The following is a 19,355-nucleotide window of genomic DNA, read 5'->3' on the forward strand; positions in this document are numbered from 1 at the left end:
TCGACCTGAGCCATCAGCTCGCGGATGGCGTCCTCGCCGATGGTCTTGTTGGAATCTTCCAACGCAGCCAGCGCCGAACCCTTGACGATCGGAATGTCGTCGCCGGGGAACTCGTTCTTCGACAGAAGCTCGCGAACCTCGAGCTCGACCAGTTCCAGAAGCTCGGCGTCGTCGACCTGGTCGACCTTGTTCAGGAACACAACGATCGAGGGAACGCCGACCTGGCGGGCAAGCAGGATGTGCTCGCGGGTCTGCGGCATCGGGCCGTCGGCGGCCGAAACAACCAGGATCGCGCCGTCCATCTGCGCCGCACCGGTGATCATGTTCTTCACATAGTCGGCGTGGCCGGGGCAGTCGACATGGGCATAGTGACGGTTGGCCGTCTCATACTCGACATGCGCCGTCGAAATCGTGATGCCGCGCGCCTTCTCTTCCGGGGCCGCGTCGATCTGGTCATAGCGCTTGTATTCGCCAAAATACTTCGTGATCGCCGCCGTCAGCGACGTCTTGCCATGATCGACGTGGCCGATCGTGCCAATGTTCACATGCGGCTTGGTGCGCTCGAATTTACCTTTTGCCATGTGATCTCTCCATTCCTGCCTGCCCGTGCGGGCCTTGAATTAAGGTCTCGTGCAACCCGCTCGAGTTACGCGTATTTCTTCTGAACTTCCTGGGCGACCGCGGTCGGAACCGGCTCGTAGTGGTCGAACTGCATCGTGTACTGGGCGCGGCCCTGCGACATCGAACGCAGATTGTCGACGTACTTGAACATGTTCGCGAGCGGCACCATCGCGTTGATGACGACGGCAACACCGCGCGCTTCCTGACCCTGGATCTGACCACGACGACCGTTGAGATCGCCGATGACGCCGCCGACGTAATCTTCCGGCGTCACGACCTCGACCTTCATGATCGGCTCGAGCAACTGCACGCCGAGGCGCGGAGCGGCTTCCTTGAAGCAGGCGCGGGAGGCGATTTCGAACGCCAGCACCGAGGAGTCGACGTCGTGGAAGGCGCCGTCGATCAGCGTGGCCTTGACACCGATCATCGGGAAGCCGGCGAACGGGCCGGAACCCATGACGCTGTTGATGCCCTTCTCGACGCCCGGGATGTATTCCTTCGGAACCGCACCGCCGACGATCTTGGACTCGAACACGAACTCTTCGCTCTCGGTGTTCGGCTCGAATATGATCTTGACGCGGGCGAACTGGCCAGTACCGCCGGTCTGCTTCTTGTGCGTGTAGTCCTGCTCGTGGGTGCGGGTGATCGTCTCGCGATAAGCCACCTGCGGCGCGCCGACATTGGCTTCGACCTTGAACTCGCGGCGCATGCGGTCGACGATGATGTCAAGATGCAGCTCGCCCATGCCGGCGATGATGGTCTGGCCGCTTTCCTCGTCGGTCTTGACGCGGAAGGACGGATCCTCGGCCGCCAGACGATGCAGCGCGAGGCCCATCTTTTCCTGGTCGTTCTTGGTCTTCGGCTCGATAGCGATCTGGATGACCGGATCGGGGAATTCCATGCGCTCGAGGATGACCGGGTGCAGCGGATCGCAGAGCGTGTCGCCGGTGGTCGTGTCCTTGAGGCCAGCCAGGGCGACGATGTCGCCTGCGTAAGCTTCTTCGACGTCGGCGCGCGAATTCGCATGCATCTGCAGCATGCGGCCGATGCGCTCCTTCTTGCCCTTCACGGTGTTGTCGACCGAGGTGCCCTTGGCGAGCTTGCCCGAATAGATGCGGGCAAAGGTCAGCGAACCGACAAACGGGTCGTTCATGATCTTGAACGCCAGCATCGACAGCGGCTCGTTGTCATCGGCATGACGCTCGATCTCGGCGTCGGTCTTGGCGTCGACACCCTTGATGGCCGGCACGTCGATCGGCGACGGCAGGTATTCGACAACGGCGTCGAGCAGCGGCTGCACGCCCTTGTTCTTGAAGGCCGAGCCACAGAACATCGGGTAGAACTTGACCGCGATGGTGCCCTTGCGGATCAGCGCGCGGATCTCGTCGTTCGACGGCATCTTGCCTTCGAGGTAATTCTCGAGCGCGGTCTCGTCCATCTCGACGGCGGCTTCGATCATCTTTTCGCGGTACTGCTCGGCCTTTTCCTTCAGGTCGGCCGGGATCTCGACAACGTCCCAGGCAGCGCCCAGGGTCTCGTCGCGCCAGACGAGCGCGTTCATCTCGACGAGGTCGACGACGCCCTTGAACTCGGTCTCGGCGCCGATCGGCAGCTGCATGACGACGGCCTGCGCACCGAGGCGCGAGGCGATCATTTCCTCGGAGCGGTAGAAGTCGGCGCCGATCTTGTCCATCTTGTTGCAGAAGATCATGCGCGGCACATGGTACTTGTCAGCCTGGCGCCACACGGTCTCGGTCTGCGGCTCCACGCCGGCGTTGGCGTCGAGCAGCGCGATGGCGCCGTCGAGCACGCGCAGCGAACGCTCGACTTCGATGGTGAAGTCGACGTGTCCGGGGGTGTCGATGATGTTGAAGCGGCGCATCTTGCCGTCACGACCCTTCCAGAAGGTCGTGGTCGCGGCCGACGTGATGGTGATGCCGCGTTCCTGCTCCTGCTCCATCCAGTCCATGGTGGCAGCGCCGTCATGGACTTCGCCGATCTTGTGCGACTTGCCCGTGTAGTAGAGGACGCGCTCGGTCGTCGTCGTCTTGCCGGCGTCGATATGCGCCATGATACCGAAATTGCGGTAGTCTTCGATTTTGTATTCGCGGGCCATGGGAGGTGCCTCTCAGTCTCTTTCGCGTTACCAGCGGTAATGCGCGAAGGCGCGGTTGGCTTCCGCCATCTTGTGGGTGTCTTCACGCTTCTTGACGGCCGTGCCGCGGTTGTTGGCCGCGTCCATCAGCTCGCCCGAGAGGCGGTCGACCATGGTGGTCTCGTTGCGGTTGCGGGCCGCGGCGATCAGCCAGCGGATGGCCAGCGCCTGACGGCGCTCGGGGCGCACGTCGACCGGAACCTGGTAGGTGGCGCCGCCGACGCGACGCGAGCGCACTTCCACATGCGGCGCGACATTGTCGAGCGCCTGATGGAAGACGGTGACCGGCTCCTGCTTGGTCTTGGCCTGGACCTGGTCCAGCGCGCCATAGACGATGGTCTCGGCAACCGACTTCTTGCCGTCATACATGACGGCGTTCATGAACTTGGTGACAATCAGATCGCCGAACTTGGGGTCCGGATTGATCTCACGCTTTTCTGCACTGTGACGACGGGACATGGGAAACCCTTACTTCGGACGCTTGGCGCCGTATTTCGAACGACGCTGCTTGCGGTTCTTCACACCCTGCGTGTCGAGCACGCCGCGGATGATGTGGTAGCGGACGCCCGGCAGATCCTTGACGCGACCGCCGCGGATCATGACCACCGAGTGCTCCTGAAGGTTGTGGCCTTCGCCGGGGATGTAGCCGATCACTTCAAAGCCGTTGGTCAGGCGAATCTTGGCCACCTTGCGCAGCGCGGAGTTCGGCTTCTTCGGCGTCGTGGTGTAGACGCGCGTGCAGACGCCCCGCTTCTGCGGGTTCTGCTGCATGGCCGGGACCTTGTTACGCTTCACCGGCGCCAGGCGCGGCTTGCGGATCAGCTGGTTGACGGTAGGCATTAAACCCTCTTGTCTCTCAATTCCGTGTCTGCCCTGTCAGGGCCGCTCAAAGCGTCATTCCCATACGCAAATTCGGGCAACACACCGCGCTTCGCGGTCCTGCCCGAACAAATTGCAGAGGAAGCGGAAGCCGCTTCATGCGCGCCGGAAATGTCTTTTCGCTCGTAAAACGAACCCTGTTTGAGGCAAACTCCAAAGCGTGTCGCTTCGGACAGGAGAGCCTCACATCGGTTCTGACGTCGCGGCTTCTACTCGCAACCCCAGGGTCCGTCAACCCCGGCGCGGCAAATATTGCGTCCAACCCAAAGCTGGGCAGCCATGCGAAAAACGCATGTAATTTTCTTGCGTCTTTTTTCAAGAGCGAGGAAGAAAGTGACCGGCTTTGCGCTGTCCTGTGCCCTTGCTTCGTGCCAAAAGGCGGCTTGCACCGGACAATCGCCGGGGAAACGAGGAATCAGCCGTGAACGACAATGAAGAACGGCCGGTCACGATCATCACCGGGCGGGTCTGGAAGAAGAAAGGCGGCAAGCCGGAGGGCGTGCACGTGATGCTGGTGGCGCCCGACGATGATTCTGCCGTGCGCCGCGCGCTCGAATCGCTCGCCGCGGAAGGTTACGCCGAGGCCGAGCTCGACCAGATCGGCGACATGGAAGGCGAGCCCGACGAGGAGCCGCATCTGTCGGCCTATCAGGGCGCGCTCGAAGGCGAAGTTTCGATCGTCACCTTTGAAGAGCCGATCTGAAAAGCGCGGCCAGCCGTCATATTTCCCAGAACCCGCCGGACAAACCTGCCCCGCTAGGCACTCTTTCATTCCTTGGAGTTTCCATGACCAGCAGTCCCATCAAGCTCGGCATCGTCGGTGTGGGCAAGATCGTGCGCGACCAGCATTTGCCGGCGGTCGCCAAGGATGGCGACTTTCAGCTCGCCGCCGCGGCCAGCCGCCACGGCAAAGTCGACGGGATCCCGAACTATCCAACGATCGAAGCCATGCTTGCGGCCGAACCCGGCCTCGAGGCGGTCTCGCTCTGCATGCCGCCGCAGTTCCGTTACGACGCCGCGCGCACCGCGCTGGAGGCGAAAAAGCATGTGTTCCTCGAAAAGCCGCCGGGCGCCACGGTCAGCGAAGTCGAACACCTCAAGGCGCTTGCCGAAGAGAACGGCGTCTCGCTCTTCGCCAGTTGGCATTCGCGCTATGCGCCGGCGGTGGAGGCCGCGCGCGCATTCCTTGCCTCGGCCAGACTGACTTCGGCCGCCATCAATTGGAAGGAAGACGTGCGCCGCTGGCACCCGAACCAGGAATGGATCTGGGAATCCGGCGGCTTCGGCGTGTTCGATCCGGGCATCAACGCGCTGTCGATCGCCACGCACATCCTGCCTGCTATGTTCATCACCTCGGCCGTGCTCGATTTTCCGGAGAACCGCGCGGCACCGGTCGCGGCCCATGTCGCCTTCCGCACGTCCAACGGCCTGCCGGTGACGATGGAGCTCGACTGGCTTCAGACCGGCCCGCAGAGCTGGGACATCGTCGCCGAGACCGACAAGGGCAAGATGGTGCTGTCGGGCGGCGGCGCTAAGCTCACCGTCGACGGCAAGGTCGTCCACGACGAGCCCGAGGCCGAATATCCGATGCTTTACAAGCGCTTCGCCGAGATCGTTCGCGCTGGGACTTCGGATGTCGACCTCGCACCGCTGCAGCACGTCGCCGACGCCTTCATGCTCGGCAAGCGCAACGTGGTCGAGGCGTTCTTCGACTGAGGCGGCGGCAACGCGCCGAGGCCAACGGCATCCTCAGTCGACCACCGCAATGGCGAAGCCGTCATAGCCCTTGGCGCCTACGGTCTGGATGGCGGTGCCGTCCAGCCGCTTCTCGCCGCCGATGAACGAAAACGCGGCGCGAGCGCCTTCGACATTGGCGTCGCCGCTGTTCTTTTTCATGACCGCGCCGTCGCGGATGACGTTGTCGCAGACGATGACGGTGCCTGGGCGCGACAGCTTCATGGCCCGGGTCAGATAGTTCGGGTTGTTCGGCTTGTCGGCATCGATGAAGATGAGGTCGAACGGTCCGGCACCTTCGTCCGCCAGCTTGCCAAGCGACTGCAGCGCAGGGCCCACGCGCAGGTCGACCCTGTCGGAAACCCCTGCCCGCTCGAAATTCGAGCGCGCGACCTTGGCGTGGTGCGGATCGAGCTCCAGCGTCACGACCTTGCCGTCCGCCGGCAATCCCCTCGCCATCCAGATGGTCGAGTAGCCGCCGAGCGTGCCGATCTCCAGCACCTTCTTCGCACCGCGGATGCGCACCAGCAGCGACAGCAGCTTGCCCTGCGCGGCCGACACGTCGATCGCGGGCAGGCCCTGATCGCGGTTGGCCTTAAGCACCGCATCCAGGACGGGATCCGCTTCGAAAAGAGAGGAAACGATGTAGTCGTCGACAGCCGCCCAAGTCTTGCTGCTCATAGTTCTTCCTCGTTCGTGAAGCCAGATCAGGATGACGGCTAATAGAACCGTCATACTGATCTGGTCTCTTTATTCGATCATGATCTCTTCCGAAAACCGGTGTCCACGCTCTTGAAATGCAAGAAGGGGCCACGTGGGCCCCTTCTCATCGTTTCTCATGTCAAGCCGCTCACTGCGCGGCGTTGACCATGTCGGTCAGCATCGGGTCGGCGACCTCGACACCGGAGGCCTTGCGGCGCTCGTCGATGATGAGCTCGTCGCGCGAAGTTGCGATGCGCCGGATTTGGCTCATCGTACCGCCCGTTCCGGCCGGGATCAGGCGGCCGACGATGACGTTTTCCTTGAGGCCCTGCAGCATGTCGGTCTTGCCGGCAACCGCGGCCTCGGTGAGCACCCTGGTCGTCTCCTGGAAGGAAGCGGCCGAGATGAAGGACGGCGTCTGCAGCGAGGCCTTGGTGATGCCGAGCAGCACCGGCTGACCTTCGGCCGGCTTCTTGCCGTCCTCGATCAGGCGCTCGTTGACCTCTTCCAGTTCGATGACGTCGACGTGGTCGCCCGGAATGTAGGTCGAGTCGCCCTGCGTGGTGATCTCGACCTTCTGCAGCATCTGGCGAACGATCACCTCGATGTGCTTGTCGTTGATCGACACGCCCTGCAGACGGTAGACCTCCTGGATCTCGTTGACGAGGTAGGAGGCAAGCGCCTCCACGCCCTTGATCGCCAGGATGTCGTGCGGCGCCGGGTTGCCGTCGAGGATGTAGTCGCCCTTCTCGATGACGTCGCCGTCCTGGAGATGGAACGGCTTGCCCTTCGGGATCAGGTACTCCACCGGCTCGAGCGTCGAGTCATGCGGCTCGATGATGATGCGGCGCTTGTTCTTGTAGTCGCGGCCGAAGCGGATCGTGCCATCGATCTCGGCGATGATGGCGTGATCCTTCGGACGGCGGGCCTCGAACAATTCCGCAACACGCGGCAGACCGCCGGTAATGTCCTTGGTCTTGGCGCTTTCCATCGGGATACGCGCAAGCACGTCGCCCGGACGGACATGCGCGCCCGGCTCGACCGAGAGGATGGCCTCGACCGAGAGCAGGAAGCGTGCATCGCCGCCCTTCGACAGCTTGCCGACCTTGCCCTTGGCGTCCTGGATGACGATCGCAGGCTTCAGGTCGCTGCCGCGCGGCGTGGAACGCCAGTCGATGACCTCACGCTTGGTGATGCCGGTCGACTCGTCGGCCGTTTCCTGCACGGAGATGCCGTCGACCAGGTCCTCGAACGCCACCCTGCCCTCGATTTCGGTGAGGATCGGGCGGGTATAGGGATCCCACTCGGCGATACGCTGGCCGCGCTTCACCTTGTCGCCATCGTCCACGAAGATACGCGAACCATAGGCGACGCGGTGCGTGGCGCGCTCCTTGCCGGTCTCATCGAGGATGAGCACCGCCATGTTGCGGCCCATGACCATCTGCTGGCCTTCCGAGTTGCGCACCACGTTGCGGTTGCGGATCTGCACCTTGCCCTCATAGGAGGCTTCAAGGAACGAGCTATCCACCACCTGCGCCGTACCGCCCATGTGGAAGGTACGCATGGTGAGCTGGGTGCCCGGCTCGCCGATCGACTGCGCCGCGATGACGCCGACGGCCTCGCCCTGGTTGACAGGGGTACCGCGGGCCAGGTCGCGACCGTAGCAGACAGCGCACACGCCGGTCCTGACCTCGCAGGTCAGCGCCGAACGGATGCGGATCGACTGCACGCCGGCCTTTTCGATCTGCTCAACATCGCGCTCATCCATCAGCGTTCCGGCCTTGACCAGCAATTCGCCGGAGACCGGATGGTTGATGTCGTCGAGCGCGGTGCGGCCCAGCACGCGCTGGCCGACCGAAGCGACGACCTGACCGGCATCGACGATCGGCTGCATGGTGAGGCCCTTGTCGGTGCCGCAATCCACGGAGTTGACGATGCAGTCCTGCGCCACGTCGACGAGACGACGGGTGAGGTAACCCGAATTCGCCGTCTTCAAGGCGGTGTCGGCCAGACCCTTGCGAGCGCCGTGGGTCGAGTTGAAATACTCGAGCACGGTGAGGCCTTCCTTGAAGTTCGAGATGATCGGCGTCTCGATGATTTCACCCGAGGGCTTGGCCATCAGGCCACGCATGCCGGCGAGCTGACGCATCTGGGTGGGCGAACCGCGCGCACCCGAATGCGACATCATGTAGATCGAGTTCATCGGCTTCTGGCGGCCATTGTCCTCGAACTCCACCGCCTTGATGCGGGCCATCATCTCGTCGGCGACCTTTTCCGAGCACTTGGCCCAGGCGTCGACGACCTTGTTGTACTTCTCCCCCTGGGTGATCAGGCCGTCATTGTACTGCTGCTCGTATTCCTTGGCCAAAGCCTCGGTCTCGGAAACCAGCTTGATCTTGGAATCCGGGATCAGCATGTCGTCCTTGCCGAACGAGATGCCGGCGCGGCAGGCATGCGCGAAGCCGAGCGCCATGATGCGATCGCAGAAAATGACCGTCTCCTTCTGACCGCAGTGGCGGTAGACGGTGTCGATCATCTTGGAGATGTTCTTCTTGGTCATCTCCTGGTTGGCGGTCTCATACGGCACGTTGACGTTCTTCGGCAGCAGTTCGCCGATGATCATGCGGCCAGGCGTGGTGTCGTAGATCTTCGACACCGTCTTGCCTTCTGCGTCGACGGTGCGGAAGCGGCCCTTGATCTTGGCGTGCAGCGTCACGGCCTTGGTTTCCAGCGCATGCTGGAGCTCGCCCATGTCGGCAAACACCATGCCTTCGCCCGGCTCGTTCTGGTTGACGATCGAGAGATAGTAGAGACCGAGAACCATGTCCTGCGACGGCACGATGATCGGCGCGCCGGAGGCCGGGTGCAGGATGTTGTTGGTCGACATCATCAGCACGCGGGCTTCCAACTGCGCTTCCAAGGACAGCGGCACGTGGACCGCCATCTGGTCGCCGTCGAAGTCGGCGTTGAAGGCGGTGCAGACCAGCGGATGCAGCTGGATCGCCTTGCCTTCGATCAGGATCGGCTCGAACGCCTGGATGCCGAGGCGGTGCAGCGTCGGCGCGCGGTTCAGGAGCACCGGATGCTCGCGGATGACCTCGTCGAGGATATCCCAGACCTCCGGACGTTCCTTCTCGACCAGCTTCTTCGCCTGCTTGACGGTCGAGGAGAAACCCTTGGCGTCGAGACGGGCGTAGATGAAGGGTTTGAACAGCTCGAGCGCCATCTTCTTCGGCAGGCCGCACTGATGCAGCTTCAGCTCCGGACCGGTCACGATGACCGAGCGGCCGGAATAGTCGACGCGCTTGCCGAGCAGGTTCTGACGGAACCGGCCCTGCTTGCCCTTGAGCATATCGGACAGCGACTTCAGCGGACGCTTGTTGGCGCCAGTGATGACGCGGCCGCGACGGCCGTTGTCGAACAACGCGTCGACGGCTTCCTGCAGCATGCGCTTTTCGTTGCGCACGATGATGCCGGGCGCGCGCAACTCGATCAGCCGCTTCAGGCGGTTGTTGCGGTTGATGACGCGGCGATAGAGATCGTTGAGGTCGGACGTGGCGAAGCGACCGCCGTCCAGCGGGACGAGCGGACGCAGGTCCGGCGGGATCACCGGAACCACCTTCATGATCATCCATTCCGGACGGTTGCCGGATTCCATGAAGTTTTCCACGACCTTGAGCCGCTTCAGATACTTCTTCTGCTTGAGCTCGGAGGTGGTCGAAGCCAGCTCCGAACGCAGGTCGCCGGCGATCTTCTCCAAGTCCATGCCGGCAAGCAGGTCATGGATGGCCTCGGCGCCGATCATTGCGGTGAAAGAGTCCTCGCCATACTCGTCGACGGCAAGCATGTACTCTTCCTCGCTGAGGAGCTGGTTCTCCTTCAGCGCGGTGAGGCCGGGCTCGGTGACGATGTAGTTCTCGAAGTAGAGCACGCGCTCGATATCCTTGAGCGTCATGTCGAGCAGCGTGCCGATGCGCGAAGGCAGCGACTTCAGGAACCAGATATGGGCGACGGGCGCGGCGAGCTCGATATGGCCCATGCGCTCGCGGCGAACGCGCGACAACGTGACTTCGACGCCGCACTTTTCGCAGATGACGCCCTTGTACTTCATGCGCTTGTACTTGCCGCACAGGCACTCATAGTCCTTGATCGGGCCAAAAATGCGCGCGCAGAACAGGCCGTCACGCTCCGGCTTGAAGGTGCGGTAGTTGATGGTCTCCGGCTTCTTGATCTCGCCGAACGACCAGGACAGAATCTTCTCTGGGCTGGCAAGCGAGATCCGGATGGAATCGAACACCTGCGCAGGCGCCTGCGGGTTGAAGAGATTCATGACCTCTTGGTTCATGCCGTTCTCCTTTTCGGGGTCCTCGATAACCCCTTGCATCGATCGCGGACGAAATGTCCGCAGACTGGCCGGTTGCCCGACCGAAAAATTTGAAGGGCGCGCCGCATCCTAGAGCGGCGCGCCGTAGGCTTTACTCGGCTGCGTCGGGCAGACGCGTCGGGGTCTCTTCGACCTGGGTGTTCTCCAGCTCGACATTGAGGCCCAGCGAGCGCATTTCCTTGACGAGAACGTTGAAGCTCTCCGGAATGCCTGCCTCGAACGTGTCGTCGCCGCGCACGATCGCCTCGTAGACCTTGGTGCGGCCGGCGACGTCGTCCGACTTCACCGTCAGCATTTCCTGCAGCGTGTAGGCCGCGCCGTAGGCTTCGAGCGCCCAGACCTCCATTTCGCCGAAGCGCTGGCCGCCGAACTGCGCCTTGCCGCCCAGCGGCTGCTGGGTGACGAGCGAGTACGGACCGATCGAACGCGCGTGGATCTTGTCGTCCACCAGGTGATGCAGCTTGAGCATATAGATATAGCCCATCGTCACCTTGCGATCGAACGGCTCGCCGGTGCGGCCGTCATAGAGCTGCGACTGACCGCTGGTGTGCAGGCCTGCCTGCTCCAGCATGGTGTTGATGTCGGCCTCATGCGCGCCGTCGAACACCGGTGTCGCGATGGAGACGCCGCGGCGCATCTGCTCGCTCAGGCGAACGATGCTCTCGTCGTCATACTCGCGGATCGGCTCGTTGCGGTCGTTGGCCGGCATGAAGCTTTCCAGCGTCTTGCGCAGCGGCTTGATATCGCCGCCACCCTTATACGCGTCGATCAGCTCGCCGATCTTCCTGCCCATGCCTGCGCAAGCCCAGCCCAGATGCGTTTCCAGGATCTGGCCGACATTCATGCGGCTCGGCACACCCAGCGGGTTGAGCACGATATCGGCATGCGTGCCGTCCTCGAGGAAAGGCATGTCCTCGACCGGAACGATGCGCGACACGACACCCTTGTTGCCGTGACGGCCGGCCATCTTGTCGCCCGGCTGCATCTTGCGCTTCACCGCCACGAAGACCTTGACCATCTTCATGACGCCCGGAGGCATTTCGTCGCCGCGTTGCACCTTCTCGACCTTGTCCATGAAACGCTGCTCGAGCGCCTTCTTGGACTCGTCATACTGGCCGCGCAGAGCCTCGAGTTCGCCCTGGAGCTTCTCGTTCTCCACTGCGAACTGCCACCACTGCGAACGCGGATACTCGTCGAGCGTGTCCTTCGACAGCTTCGAGCCCTTCTTGAAGCCCTTCGGTCCGGCGATCGCTTCCTTCCCGACCAGCACGTCGGAAAGACGCGCATAGACGTTGCGGTCGAGGATCGCCTGTTCGTCGTCGCGGTCCTTGGCCAGACGCTCGATCTCCTCGCGCTCGATCGCCATCGCGCGCTCGTCCTTCTCCACGCCGTGGCGGTTGAAGACGCGCACTTCGACGACCGTGCCGAAGGTGCCCGGAGGCATGCGCATGGAGGTGTCGCGGACGTCCGAGGCCTTTTCGCCGAAGATGGCGCGGAGCAACTTTTCTTCCGGCGTCATCGGGCTTTCGCCCTTCGGCGTGATCTTGCCGACCAGGATGTCGCCCGGCTGCACCTCGGCACCGATATAGACGATGCCGGCCTCGTCGAGGTTCTTCAGCGCCTCTTCCGAAACGTTCGGAATGTCGCGCGTGATTTCCTCCGGCCCGAGCTTGGTGTCGCGCGCCATGACCTCGAACTCCTCGATGTGGATCGAGGTGAAGACGTCGTCGGCCACGATGCGCTCGGAGAGCAGGATCGAGTCCTCGTAGTTGTAGCCGTTCCACGGCATGAACGCGACCAGCACGTTGCGGCCGAGCGCCAGATCGCCGAGCTCCGTCGAGGGACCGTCGGCAATGATGTCGCCCTTGTTGACGCGGTCGCCCATGCGCACCAGCGGACGCTGGTTGATGCAGGTGTTCTGGTTCGAACGCTGGAACTTCATCAGCCGGTAGATGTCGACGCCGGACTTGCCGGGATCGAGATCTTCCGTGGCACGGATGACGATACGGGTCGCGTCGACCTGGTCGACCACGCCACCGCGGCGGGCGCCGATGGCCGCGCCCGAGTCACGAGCGACGACCGGCTCCATGCCGGTGCCGACGAACGGCGCCTCGGCGCGCACCAGCGGCACGGCCTGACGCTGCATGTTCGAGCCCATCAGCGCGCGGTTGGCGTCGTCGTTCTCGAGGAACGGGATGAGCGCTGCCGCGACAGACACCATCTGCTTCGGCGAGACGTCCATCAGGTCGACGTTCTCGCGCGGCGCCATCATCACTTCGCCGGCGTTACGGCAAATGACGAACTCGTCGACGAAGCTGCCGTTCTTGTCGAGCTCGGCGTTGGCCTGGGCGACATAGTGCTTGGCCTCTTCCATCGCCGACAGGTAGACAACCTCGTTGGTAAGCTTGCCGCCAACGATCTTGCGGTACGGGCTTTCGATGAAGCCGTATTTGTTGACGCGCGCGAAGGTGGCCAGCGAGTTGATCAGACCGATATTCGGGCCTTCCGGCGTTTCGATCGGGCAGATGCGGCCGTAATGCGTCGGGTGCACGTCGCGCACCTCGAAGCCGGCGCGCTCGCGGGTCAGACCGCCCGGTCCAAGCGCCGACAGGCGGCGCTTGTGGGTGATCTCCGACAGCGGGTTGGTCTGGTCCATGAACTGCGACAGCTGCGAGGAACCGAAGAACTCGCGCACGGCGGCAGCCGCCGGCTTGGCGTTGATCAGGTCCTGCGGCATGACCGTGTCGATCTCGATCGAGGACATGCGCTCCTTGATCGCGCGCTCCATGCGCAGCAGGCCGACACGGTACTGGTTCTCCATCAACTCGCCGACCGAACGCACGCGGCGGTTGCCGAGATTGTCGATGTCGTCGATCTCGCCCTTGCCGTCGCGGAGTTCGACCAGCGTCTTGACCACGGCCAGGATATCGTCCTTGCGCAGCACGCGCACGGTGTCCTCGGCCTTGAGCTCGAGGCGCATGTTCATCTTGACGCGGCCGACAGCCGACAGGTCGTAGCGCTCGCTGTCGAAGAACAGCGAGTTGAACATGGCTTCGGCGGTCTCGAGCGTCGGTGGCTCGCCCGGGCGCATGACGCGGTAGATGTCGAACAGCGCGTCCTGGCGGCTCTCGTTCTTGTCGACGTTGAGCGTGTTGCGGATGTAGGCGCCGACATTGACGTGGTCGATGTCCAGTATCTGGATCTCGTCCTCGCCGGTGCCGAGCAGCACCTTTAGCGTCTTGTCGTCGATCTCGTCGCCGGCTTCGAGGAAGATCTCGCCGGTGGCGTAGTTGACGATGTCCTCGGCAAGGTAGTTGCCGAGCAGGTCCTCGTCGGTCGCCTTGATGGCCTTAAGACCCTTCTCGCCGAGCTGGCGAGCCTGGCGGGCGGTGATCTTCTTGCCTTGTTCGACCACGATCTCGCCGGTGTCGGCGTCGACCAGGTCGCCGACGGCCTTGAGGCCGCGGAAACGCTCGACGTTGAACGGAATGCGCCAGTGGTCGCCGGCGCGCTTGTAGGTGATCTTGTTGTAGAAGGTCGACAGGATCTCCTCGCCGTCCATGCCGAGCGCCATCAAGAGCGACGTCACCGGAATCTTGCGGCGGCGGTCGATGCGGGCGTGCACGACGTCCTTGCTATCGAACTCGATGTCGAGCCACGAACCGCGATAGGGAATGACGCGCGCGGCAAACAGAAGCTTGCCCGACGAGTGCGACTTGCCCTTGTCATGGTCGAAGAAGACGCCCGGCGAACGGTGCATCTGCGAGACGATGACGCGCTCGGTGCCGTTGACGATGAAGGTGCCGTTCGACGTCATGAGCGGCATGTCGCCCATGTAGACGTCCTGCTCCTTGATGTCCTTGATCGACTTGGCGCCGGTATCCTCGTCGATATCGAACACGATGAGGCGCAGCGTCACCTTCAGCGGGGCAGCATAGGTCAGGTCGCGCTGACGGCACTCGTCAACGTCGAATTTCGGTGCCTCGAACTCGTACTTCACGAACTCCAGCATCGAGGAGCCGGAAAAGTCGGAGATCGGGAAGACCGACTTGAAAACGGCCTGCAGCCCTTCGTCCGGACGGCCGCCCTTGGGCTCGTCCACCATCAGGAACTGGTCATAGGATGCCTTCTGAACCTCGATGAGATTCGGCATCTCCGCAACTTCCGGGATCTTTCCGAAGAACTTGCGTACGCGTCTGCGGCCATTGAAAGTCTGGGTCTGGGCCATCGTCGCTCCTTAGCTATAAACTCGGGACGAACCTCGCCGCGGCTCGCCTTGCACCAACGGGCGGCCTTGGCGGCTGCCCCTATCTGTTTTTCCGGCCGCCCTGCCGATGGTTTGGCGGCTACCGGCTAAAACGGGAGAAAACCCGTTTCCGGAAGGCCGCTTTTCGGCCCTCAGGAAAGAGGTTTTCAAACGCCTCGCGCAACAGAACCCTCCCTTCGTCAAGGGAGGGGGCGGACGGCGCGAGACCGTCCGCCCTCGCCTAACAGGCTTACTTCAGCTCGACCTTGGCGCCAGCTGCTTCCAGCTGAGCCTTGAACTTGTCGGCGTCGGCCTTGGAAACGCCTTCCTTGACCGGCTTCGGAGCCGCTTCGACCAGGTCCTTGGCTTCCTTGAGGCCAAGGCCCGTGATGGCGCGGACTTCCTTGATGACGTTGATCTTCTGGGCGCCGGCATCGGCGAGAACGACGTCGAATTCCGTCTTCTCTTCAGCCGGAGCAGCGGCAGCGGCACCAGCGCCGCCAGCAGCGGCAACCGCCACCGGAGCGGCAGCCGAAACGCCCCACTTCTCTTCCAGGAGCTTCGACAGCTCGGCCGCCTCGAGGACGGTCAGCTTCGAAAGGTCGTCTACGATCTTTGCGAGATCAGCCATTTTTGTATTCCTTCACTAGGTTCGAACGTGTGTTGTTGACAGCGAGGAACGGCCTCATGCCGCCTCGTCCTTCCGGGCGTAAGCGCCGATGACACGCGCGACCGAAGCCGCGGGCGCATTGACGATCTGGGCGATCCGGGTAGCCGGCGTGGCGATCATGCCAACCAGCCTGGCGCGCAGCTCGTCGAGCGACGGTAGTGTGGCGAGTGCCTTCACACCGTCGGCATCGAGCGAGGTCGTACCCATCGCGCCACCGAGAATGATCAACTTGTCATTCCCCTTGGCGAAATCGGACGCGACCTTCGGCGCCGCAATCGGATCCTCCGAATAAGCGACCAGCGTCTGTCCCTTGAACAGATCGATGATCGATGCGGAGTCCGTGCCCTGAAGAGCGATCTTGGCGAGACGGTTCTTCGCGACTTTGACGGTGCCACCGGCGGCGCGCATCTTCGACCGAAGGTCGTTCATTTGCGCGACGGTGATACCGGCGTAGTGGGCCACGACGACTGAACCAGCGCTTGAAAACGCATCATTCAGGCCCGTGACGAGTTCGCGTTTTTCCGCTCTGTCCACTGCCTATCTCCAGTTGACCCCTGCCCCATTAACGAGGTCAGGCGTCGGGTTGCCTTTTGCCGGCCGGGCCATCCAGTACGGATCTCCCGAACGACGCTCGAGGATCCTGCCCCCTTTCGCCACACCAGCCGGCACGCCGGATAGTGCGCAGACAAAAGGCAAACACGGTTCGAACCTTTCATTGGAGCTTGGCTCCTTTGTCGGGTCTTCACCCGTCTCATGCAGGCCCAAGTGAATTAAGGCTTTTGGGCCGCCTGCAATCTCGGACAGGATATCCGGAAACCTTTCGGCTTCCGGGGTACCGGGCCGCCGACGGATCGGCGGCCCGGGATTCTTTTGCGATCGGCCTAGCCGATCAGATGACACTTACGACGCGGCGAGCGTCGCGATGTCGAGCTTGAGGCCGGGGCCCATCGTCGAGGTGACCGACACCTTCTTGACGTAGTTGCCCTTGGCGCCCGCGGGCTTGGCCTTGGTCACCGCATCGGCGAAGGCGCGGACATTTTCTTCCAGCGCCTTGACGTCGAACGAGACCTTGCCGACGCCGGCCTGGACGATGCCGGCCTTCTCGACGCGGAACTCGACGGCGCCGCCCTTCGAAGCCTTGACGGCCGCGGCCACATCGGTGGTCACGGTGCCGACCTTCGGGTTCGGCATCATGCCGCGCGGGCCGAGAACCTTGCCCAGACGACCGACCAGCGGCATCATGTCCGGCGTGGCGATGCAGCGATCGAAATCGATCGTGCCCTTCTGGACGATGTCGACAAGGTCCTCTGCGCCAACGATATCGGCGCCGGCGGCCTTGGCTTCCTCGGCCTTGTCGCCACGGGCAAACACCGCGACGCGCACCGAGCGGCCGGTGCCGTTCGGCAGGTTGACCACGCCGCGGACCATCTGGTCGGCATGGCGCGGATCGACGCCGAGGTTCATCGATATCTCGACGGTCTCGTCGAACTTCACCTTGGACCGGTCCTTGAGCAGCTGCAGCGCCTCGGAGAGGGCGTAAGCCTTGTTCGGATCGATGCCTTCGCGGCTCTTGGCAATACGCTTTGCAATCTTTGCCATGATCTTAGCCCACCACTTCCAGGCCCATCGAGCGGGCGGAACCCTCGACCATGCGCATGGCCGCCTCGACGTCGTTTGCGTTCAGGTCCTTCATCTTCTGCTCGGCGATCGCGCGCACCTTGTCGCGGCTGATCGTGCCGGCCTTGACCTTGCCCGGCTCCTTGGAGCCCGACTTCAGGTTGGCTGCCTTCTTCAGGAAGTAGCTCACCGGCGGCGTCTTCATGACGAAGGTGAACGACTTGTCCTGGTAGTAGGTGATGACGACCGGGATCGGCGATCCCTTCTCGAGCTCCTGGGTCTGCGCGTTGAACGCCTTGCAGAATTCCATGATGTTGATGCCGCGCTGACCAAGCGCCGGGCCGATCGGGGGCGACGGCGTGGCCGAGCCCGCGGCAACCTGGAGCTTGAGCTGGCCTGCAACTTTCTTAGCCATCTCTATTCCTGCCTTTTCTCATGCCGGCCCCATTCTCGGGCAACGCCGGCGGTTGCAGTCTGGTGGTGCGGTTCCGGCGGCCGGCTGTGCCACCTTCGCCTCCCACCCGTTCACGCGGCGTCTGCCGCCGCTCCCGACGCCTCGCGGCGCGGGTGTACCAACGCCTTCCGGCGCGGGTGTACGGATCAGCCCTTTTCGACCTGTCCGAATTCCAGATCGACGGGCACGGCGCGCCCGAAGATCGAAACTTCCACCTTGAGGCGGGCACGCTCCTCGTCCACTTCCTGGACGACGCCGTTGAACGACGCGAACGGACCATCCGAAACGCGGATCGCCTCGCCGATCTCGAAGGTGACCGAAGGCTTCGGCCGCTCGACGCCCTCCTGAACCTGGTTCAGGATGCGCTGTGCCTCGGTCTCGGTGATCGGCACGGGCTTGGAGTCGCCCAGGAAGCCGGTGACCTTCGGCGTGTTCTTGACCAGCGAGAACACGGCATCGGTCAGATTGGCCTTCAACAGCACATAGCCTGGGAAGAACTTGCGCTCGGCATCGACCTTGCGGCCACGGCGGATCTCGACGACCTTCTCGGTCGGCACGACGATCTGCTCGATGTCACCGGACAGGCCCTTCTGCTTGGCCTTGTTCTCGATATCCTCGGCGACCTTCTTCTCGAAGTTCGAATAGGCGTGGACGATATACCACCGTGCAGTCATTTCACGACCTCTCCGTAAACCGCCGAATTAATGTCCGAGACCCAGGATCCACTCGATCGCGTAGCCCATCAGAATATCGGCAGCGAAGAAGAACAGCATCGCGATCACCGCGAACACCAGGACCATCACGGTCGAGATCATGGTTTCGCGCCGCGAAGGCCATGTCACCTTGGCCGTCTCCGCGCGAACCTGCTGGAGAAAGGTGAAGGGATTAGTGGTTTTCGAAGCCATGTGCCGCCTGTTTCAAGACCCGTTGGCCGGGCCTCCTGGATGATCCCGCTGACCGGGACGTGCCGCCTGGGCTCTATACGGCGCGAATCAGCGCCGCTATTTCACCCACGCAAATCAGACGCGTAAAGCCGGCTTCCCAGCTCCACGCGTCGCGTGTCTGTCTTGTCTACATAAAACCGATTCTTAATCCACGCAAGTGGCAAGGGTCCGCTTTATGTCCTAACGCCGCCTCGGAACCATCCAGTCGTCCCGTCCCGGCTATGCGGGGCTTATGCCCCAATTCCTGCTGTATGGCAAGCCACCCGCCGATTTTCAACCGCGGAGAGCTTCTTTTGCCCTTTGGAAAGATGGCACGGGCAGCAGGGCTCGAACCTACGACCTGCGGTTTTGGAGACCGAATAGCCTTTCTGCATCTCATTGTTTTACAAGCTATTTATCGCATATCTCGGAATAATGTGCAAGGAATTGTGTAAGAGAAATGGGTAACAGGACAGGCTCGGGTGGCGCGCCTGCCGCTATCCAACTCCCATTGAATGCGGAATTGAGCATCTCGTTGAAGCCCCATTCTGCGACGAGTGCGGCCCCGATCTTGCACCGATCGCCGTAGTGCAACGCCCTTTGTGCCTCAGGCCGCCATCCACGTATGCTGCACTGCTGCCGCAATCGTGCCAACCTGGTTCGGATCACCGAGCAGCGGATCATTAGGCTGAATGCCTGAGCCCGTTGGTGACGTCGCCGGATCAAAACCAGCCATCGCGGCAACCAAGGTTGCCACATCGGATTGGTTCAGCACCTTCCCGTCGCCTGACTTGATGGTCTCGACGACATTGCCAGGTCCGGCAAACCAGTTGCTGACAGTCACTTTGTCGGTCGTGCCCAGCACAGAGATAACGAGATTGTTGCCCTGCTGAGCAAACCATAGCTCGTTCGCATCGATGCCCGTACCAAAGTCCAGTTCGTCATTGTCATTGTAGGCGCCGGATTCGAC

At 62.5% G+C, this 19,355-nt stretch carries 16 protein-coding genes; 2 read left to right on the top strand and 14 right to left on the bottom strand.

Annotated elements, in window-relative coordinates:
- From FJ424_RS32660 to rpsL, 4 genes are all read right to left on the bottom strand, one after another.
- Positions 1–581, bottom strand: a 581-nt coding sequence (locus tag FJ424_RS32660; protein ID WP_140786395.1) for a GTP-binding protein, incomplete at its 3' end; no start/stop codon positions are given.
- Positions 582–646: 65 nt separating this feature from the next.
- Positions 647–2,737 carry an elongation factor G gene (gene fusA, locus FJ424_RS32665; protein WP_140646984.1) on the bottom strand — a complete coding sequence of 697 codons (2,091 nt, stop codon included), beginning with the start codon at positions 2,735–2,737 and terminating at the stop codon, positions 647–649.
- A 27-nt stretch (positions 2,738–2,764) separates the two neighbouring features.
- Complete coding sequence (rpsG, locus tag FJ424_RS32670; protein WP_027170372.1) at positions 2,765–3,235, bottom strand: 30S ribosomal protein S7; 471 nt, start codon at positions 3,233–3,235, stop codon at positions 2,765–2,767.
- 9 nt (positions 3,236–3,244) lie between these two features.
- A complete protein-coding gene (gene rpsL / locus FJ424_RS32675; protein WP_006202128.1) occupies positions 3,245–3,616 on the bottom strand; it encodes a 30S ribosomal protein S12 in 372 nt (123 codons plus the stop codon).
- Positions 3,617–4,076: 460 nt separating this feature from the next.
- Here rpsL and FJ424_RS32680 point away from each other — a divergent pair, with 460 nt between their 5' ends.
- Positions 4,077–4,358, top strand: a complete 282-nt coding sequence (locus tag FJ424_RS32680) for a transcriptional regulator (RefSeq protein ID WP_140646983.1) — start codon at positions 4,077–4,079, stop codon at positions 4,356–4,358.
- 83 nt (positions 4,359–4,441) lie between these two features.
- Entirely contained in the window at positions 4,442–5,371 is a 930-nt protein-coding gene (locus FJ424_RS32685) for a Gfo/Idh/MocA family oxidoreductase (RefSeq protein WP_140659838.1), read from the top strand.
- A gap of 33 nt (positions 5,372–5,404) precedes the next feature.
- On the opposite strand, the gene FJ424_RS32690 is transcribed toward FJ424_RS32685, so the two are convergent.
- From FJ424_RS32690 to FJ424_RS32735, 10 genes are all read right to left on the bottom strand, one after another.
- Positions 5,405–6,070: an O-methyltransferase gene (locus tag FJ424_RS32690; RefSeq protein WP_140659837.1), complete on the bottom strand. Its 666-nt coding sequence runs from the start codon at positions 6,068–6,070 to the stop codon at positions 5,405–5,407.
- 169 nt (positions 6,071–6,239) lie between these two features.
- Complete coding sequence (rpoC, locus tag FJ424_RS32695; RefSeq protein ID WP_140646980.1) at positions 6,240–10,436, bottom strand: DNA-directed RNA polymerase subunit beta'; 4,197 nt, start codon at positions 10,434–10,436, stop codon at positions 6,240–6,242.
- A 130-nt stretch (positions 10,437–10,566) separates the two neighbouring features.
- On the bottom strand, positions 10,567–14,703 hold the full coding sequence (gene rpoB / locus FJ424_RS32700) for a DNA-directed RNA polymerase subunit beta (RefSeq protein WP_140659836.1): 4,137 nt from the start codon (positions 14,701–14,703) through the stop codon (positions 10,567–10,569).
- Positions 14,704–14,971: 268 nt separating this feature from the next.
- Positions 14,972–15,352 (bottom strand): 50S ribosomal protein L7/L12, encoded by a 381-nt coding sequence (gene rplL, locus FJ424_RS32705; RefSeq protein ID WP_059189560.1) that lies wholly within the window; start codon positions 15,350–15,352, stop codon positions 14,972–14,974.
- A 54-nt stretch (positions 15,353–15,406) separates the two neighbouring features.
- Positions 15,407–15,925, bottom strand: coding sequence for a 50S ribosomal protein L10 (gene rplJ, locus FJ424_RS32710; protein WP_140545996.1), 519 nt, complete (start codon positions 15,923–15,925; stop codon positions 15,407–15,409).
- A 366-nt stretch (positions 15,926–16,291) separates the two neighbouring features.
- Positions 16,292–16,990 (bottom strand): 50S ribosomal protein L1, encoded by a 699-nt coding sequence (gene rplA, locus FJ424_RS32715; RefSeq protein WP_140637120.1) that lies wholly within the window; start codon positions 16,988–16,990, stop codon positions 16,292–16,294.
- A gap of 4 nt (positions 16,991–16,994) precedes the next feature.
- Complete coding sequence (gene rplK / locus FJ424_RS32720; protein ID WP_095765524.1) at positions 16,995–17,423, bottom strand: 50S ribosomal protein L11; 429 nt, start codon at positions 17,421–17,423, stop codon at positions 16,995–16,997.
- A gap of 185 nt (positions 17,424–17,608) precedes the next feature.
- Positions 17,609–18,136, bottom strand: a complete 528-nt coding sequence (nusG, locus tag FJ424_RS32725; protein WP_140545994.1) for a transcription termination/antitermination protein NusG — start codon at positions 18,134–18,136, stop codon at positions 17,609–17,611.
- 27 nt (positions 18,137–18,163) lie between these two features.
- A complete protein-coding gene (gene secE / locus FJ424_RS32730) occupies positions 18,164–18,367 on the bottom strand; it encodes a preprotein translocase subunit SecE (protein WP_027170383.1) in 204 nt (67 codons plus the stop codon).
- Between the two features lie 625 nt (positions 18,368–18,992).
- The coding region (locus tag FJ424_RS32735; protein ID WP_281405455.1) for a calcium-binding protein at positions 18,993–19,355 on the bottom strand (363 nt) is incomplete at its 5' end.

The sequence above is a fragment of the Mesorhizobium sp. B3-1-8 genome, from assembly GCF_006439495.1.
Lineage (GTDB): Bacteria > Pseudomonadota > Alphaproteobacteria > Rhizobiales > Rhizobiaceae > Mesorhizobium.

What these genes read in the sequence shown, in the direction of transcription:
- fusA (WP_140646984.1), bottom strand. Translation starts at nt 2,737, where the DNA reads ATGGCCCGCGAATACAAAATCGAAGACTACCGCAATTTCGGTATCATG.
- rpsG (WP_027170372.1), bottom strand. Translation starts at nt 3,235, where the DNA reads ATGTCCCGTCGTCACAGTGCAGAAAAGCGTGAGATCAATCCGGACCCC.
- rpsL (WP_006202128.1), bottom strand. Translation starts at nt 3,616, where the DNA reads ATGCCTACCGTCAACCAGCTGATCCGCAAGCCGCGCCTGGCGCCGGTG.
- FJ424_RS32685 (WP_140659838.1), top strand. Translation starts at nt 4,442, where the DNA reads ATGACCAGCAGTCCCATCAAGCTCGGCATCGTCGGTGTGGGCAAGATC.
- FJ424_RS32690 (WP_140659837.1), bottom strand. Translation starts at nt 6,070, where the DNA reads ATGAGCAGCAAGACTTGGGCGGCTGTCGACGACTACATCGTTTCCTCT.
- rpoC (WP_140646980.1), bottom strand. Translation starts at nt 10,436, where the DNA reads ATGAACCAAGAGGTCATGAATCTCTTCAACCCGCAGGCGCCTGCGCAG.
- rpoB (WP_140659836.1), bottom strand. Translation starts at nt 14,703, where the DNA reads ATGGCCCAGACCCAGACTTTCAATGGCCGCAGACGCGTACGCAAGTTC.
- rplL (WP_059189560.1), bottom strand. Translation starts at nt 15,352, where the DNA reads ATGGCTGATCTCGCAAAGATCGTAGACGACCTTTCGAAGCTGACCGTC.
- rplA (WP_140637120.1), bottom strand. Translation starts at nt 16,990, where the DNA reads ATGGCAAAGATTGCAAAGCGTATTGCCAAGAGCCGCGAAGGCATCGAT.
- rplK (WP_095765524.1), bottom strand. Translation starts at nt 17,423, where the DNA reads ATGGCTAAGAAAGTTGCAGGCCAGCTCAAGCTCCAGGTTGCCGCGGGC.
- nusG (WP_140545994.1), bottom strand. Translation starts at nt 18,136, where the DNA reads ATGACTGCACGGTGGTATATCGTCCACGCCTATTCGAACTTCGAGAAG.
- secE (WP_027170383.1), bottom strand. Translation starts at nt 18,367, where the DNA reads ATGGCTTCGAAAACCACTAATCCCTTCACCTTTCTCCAGCAGGTTCGC.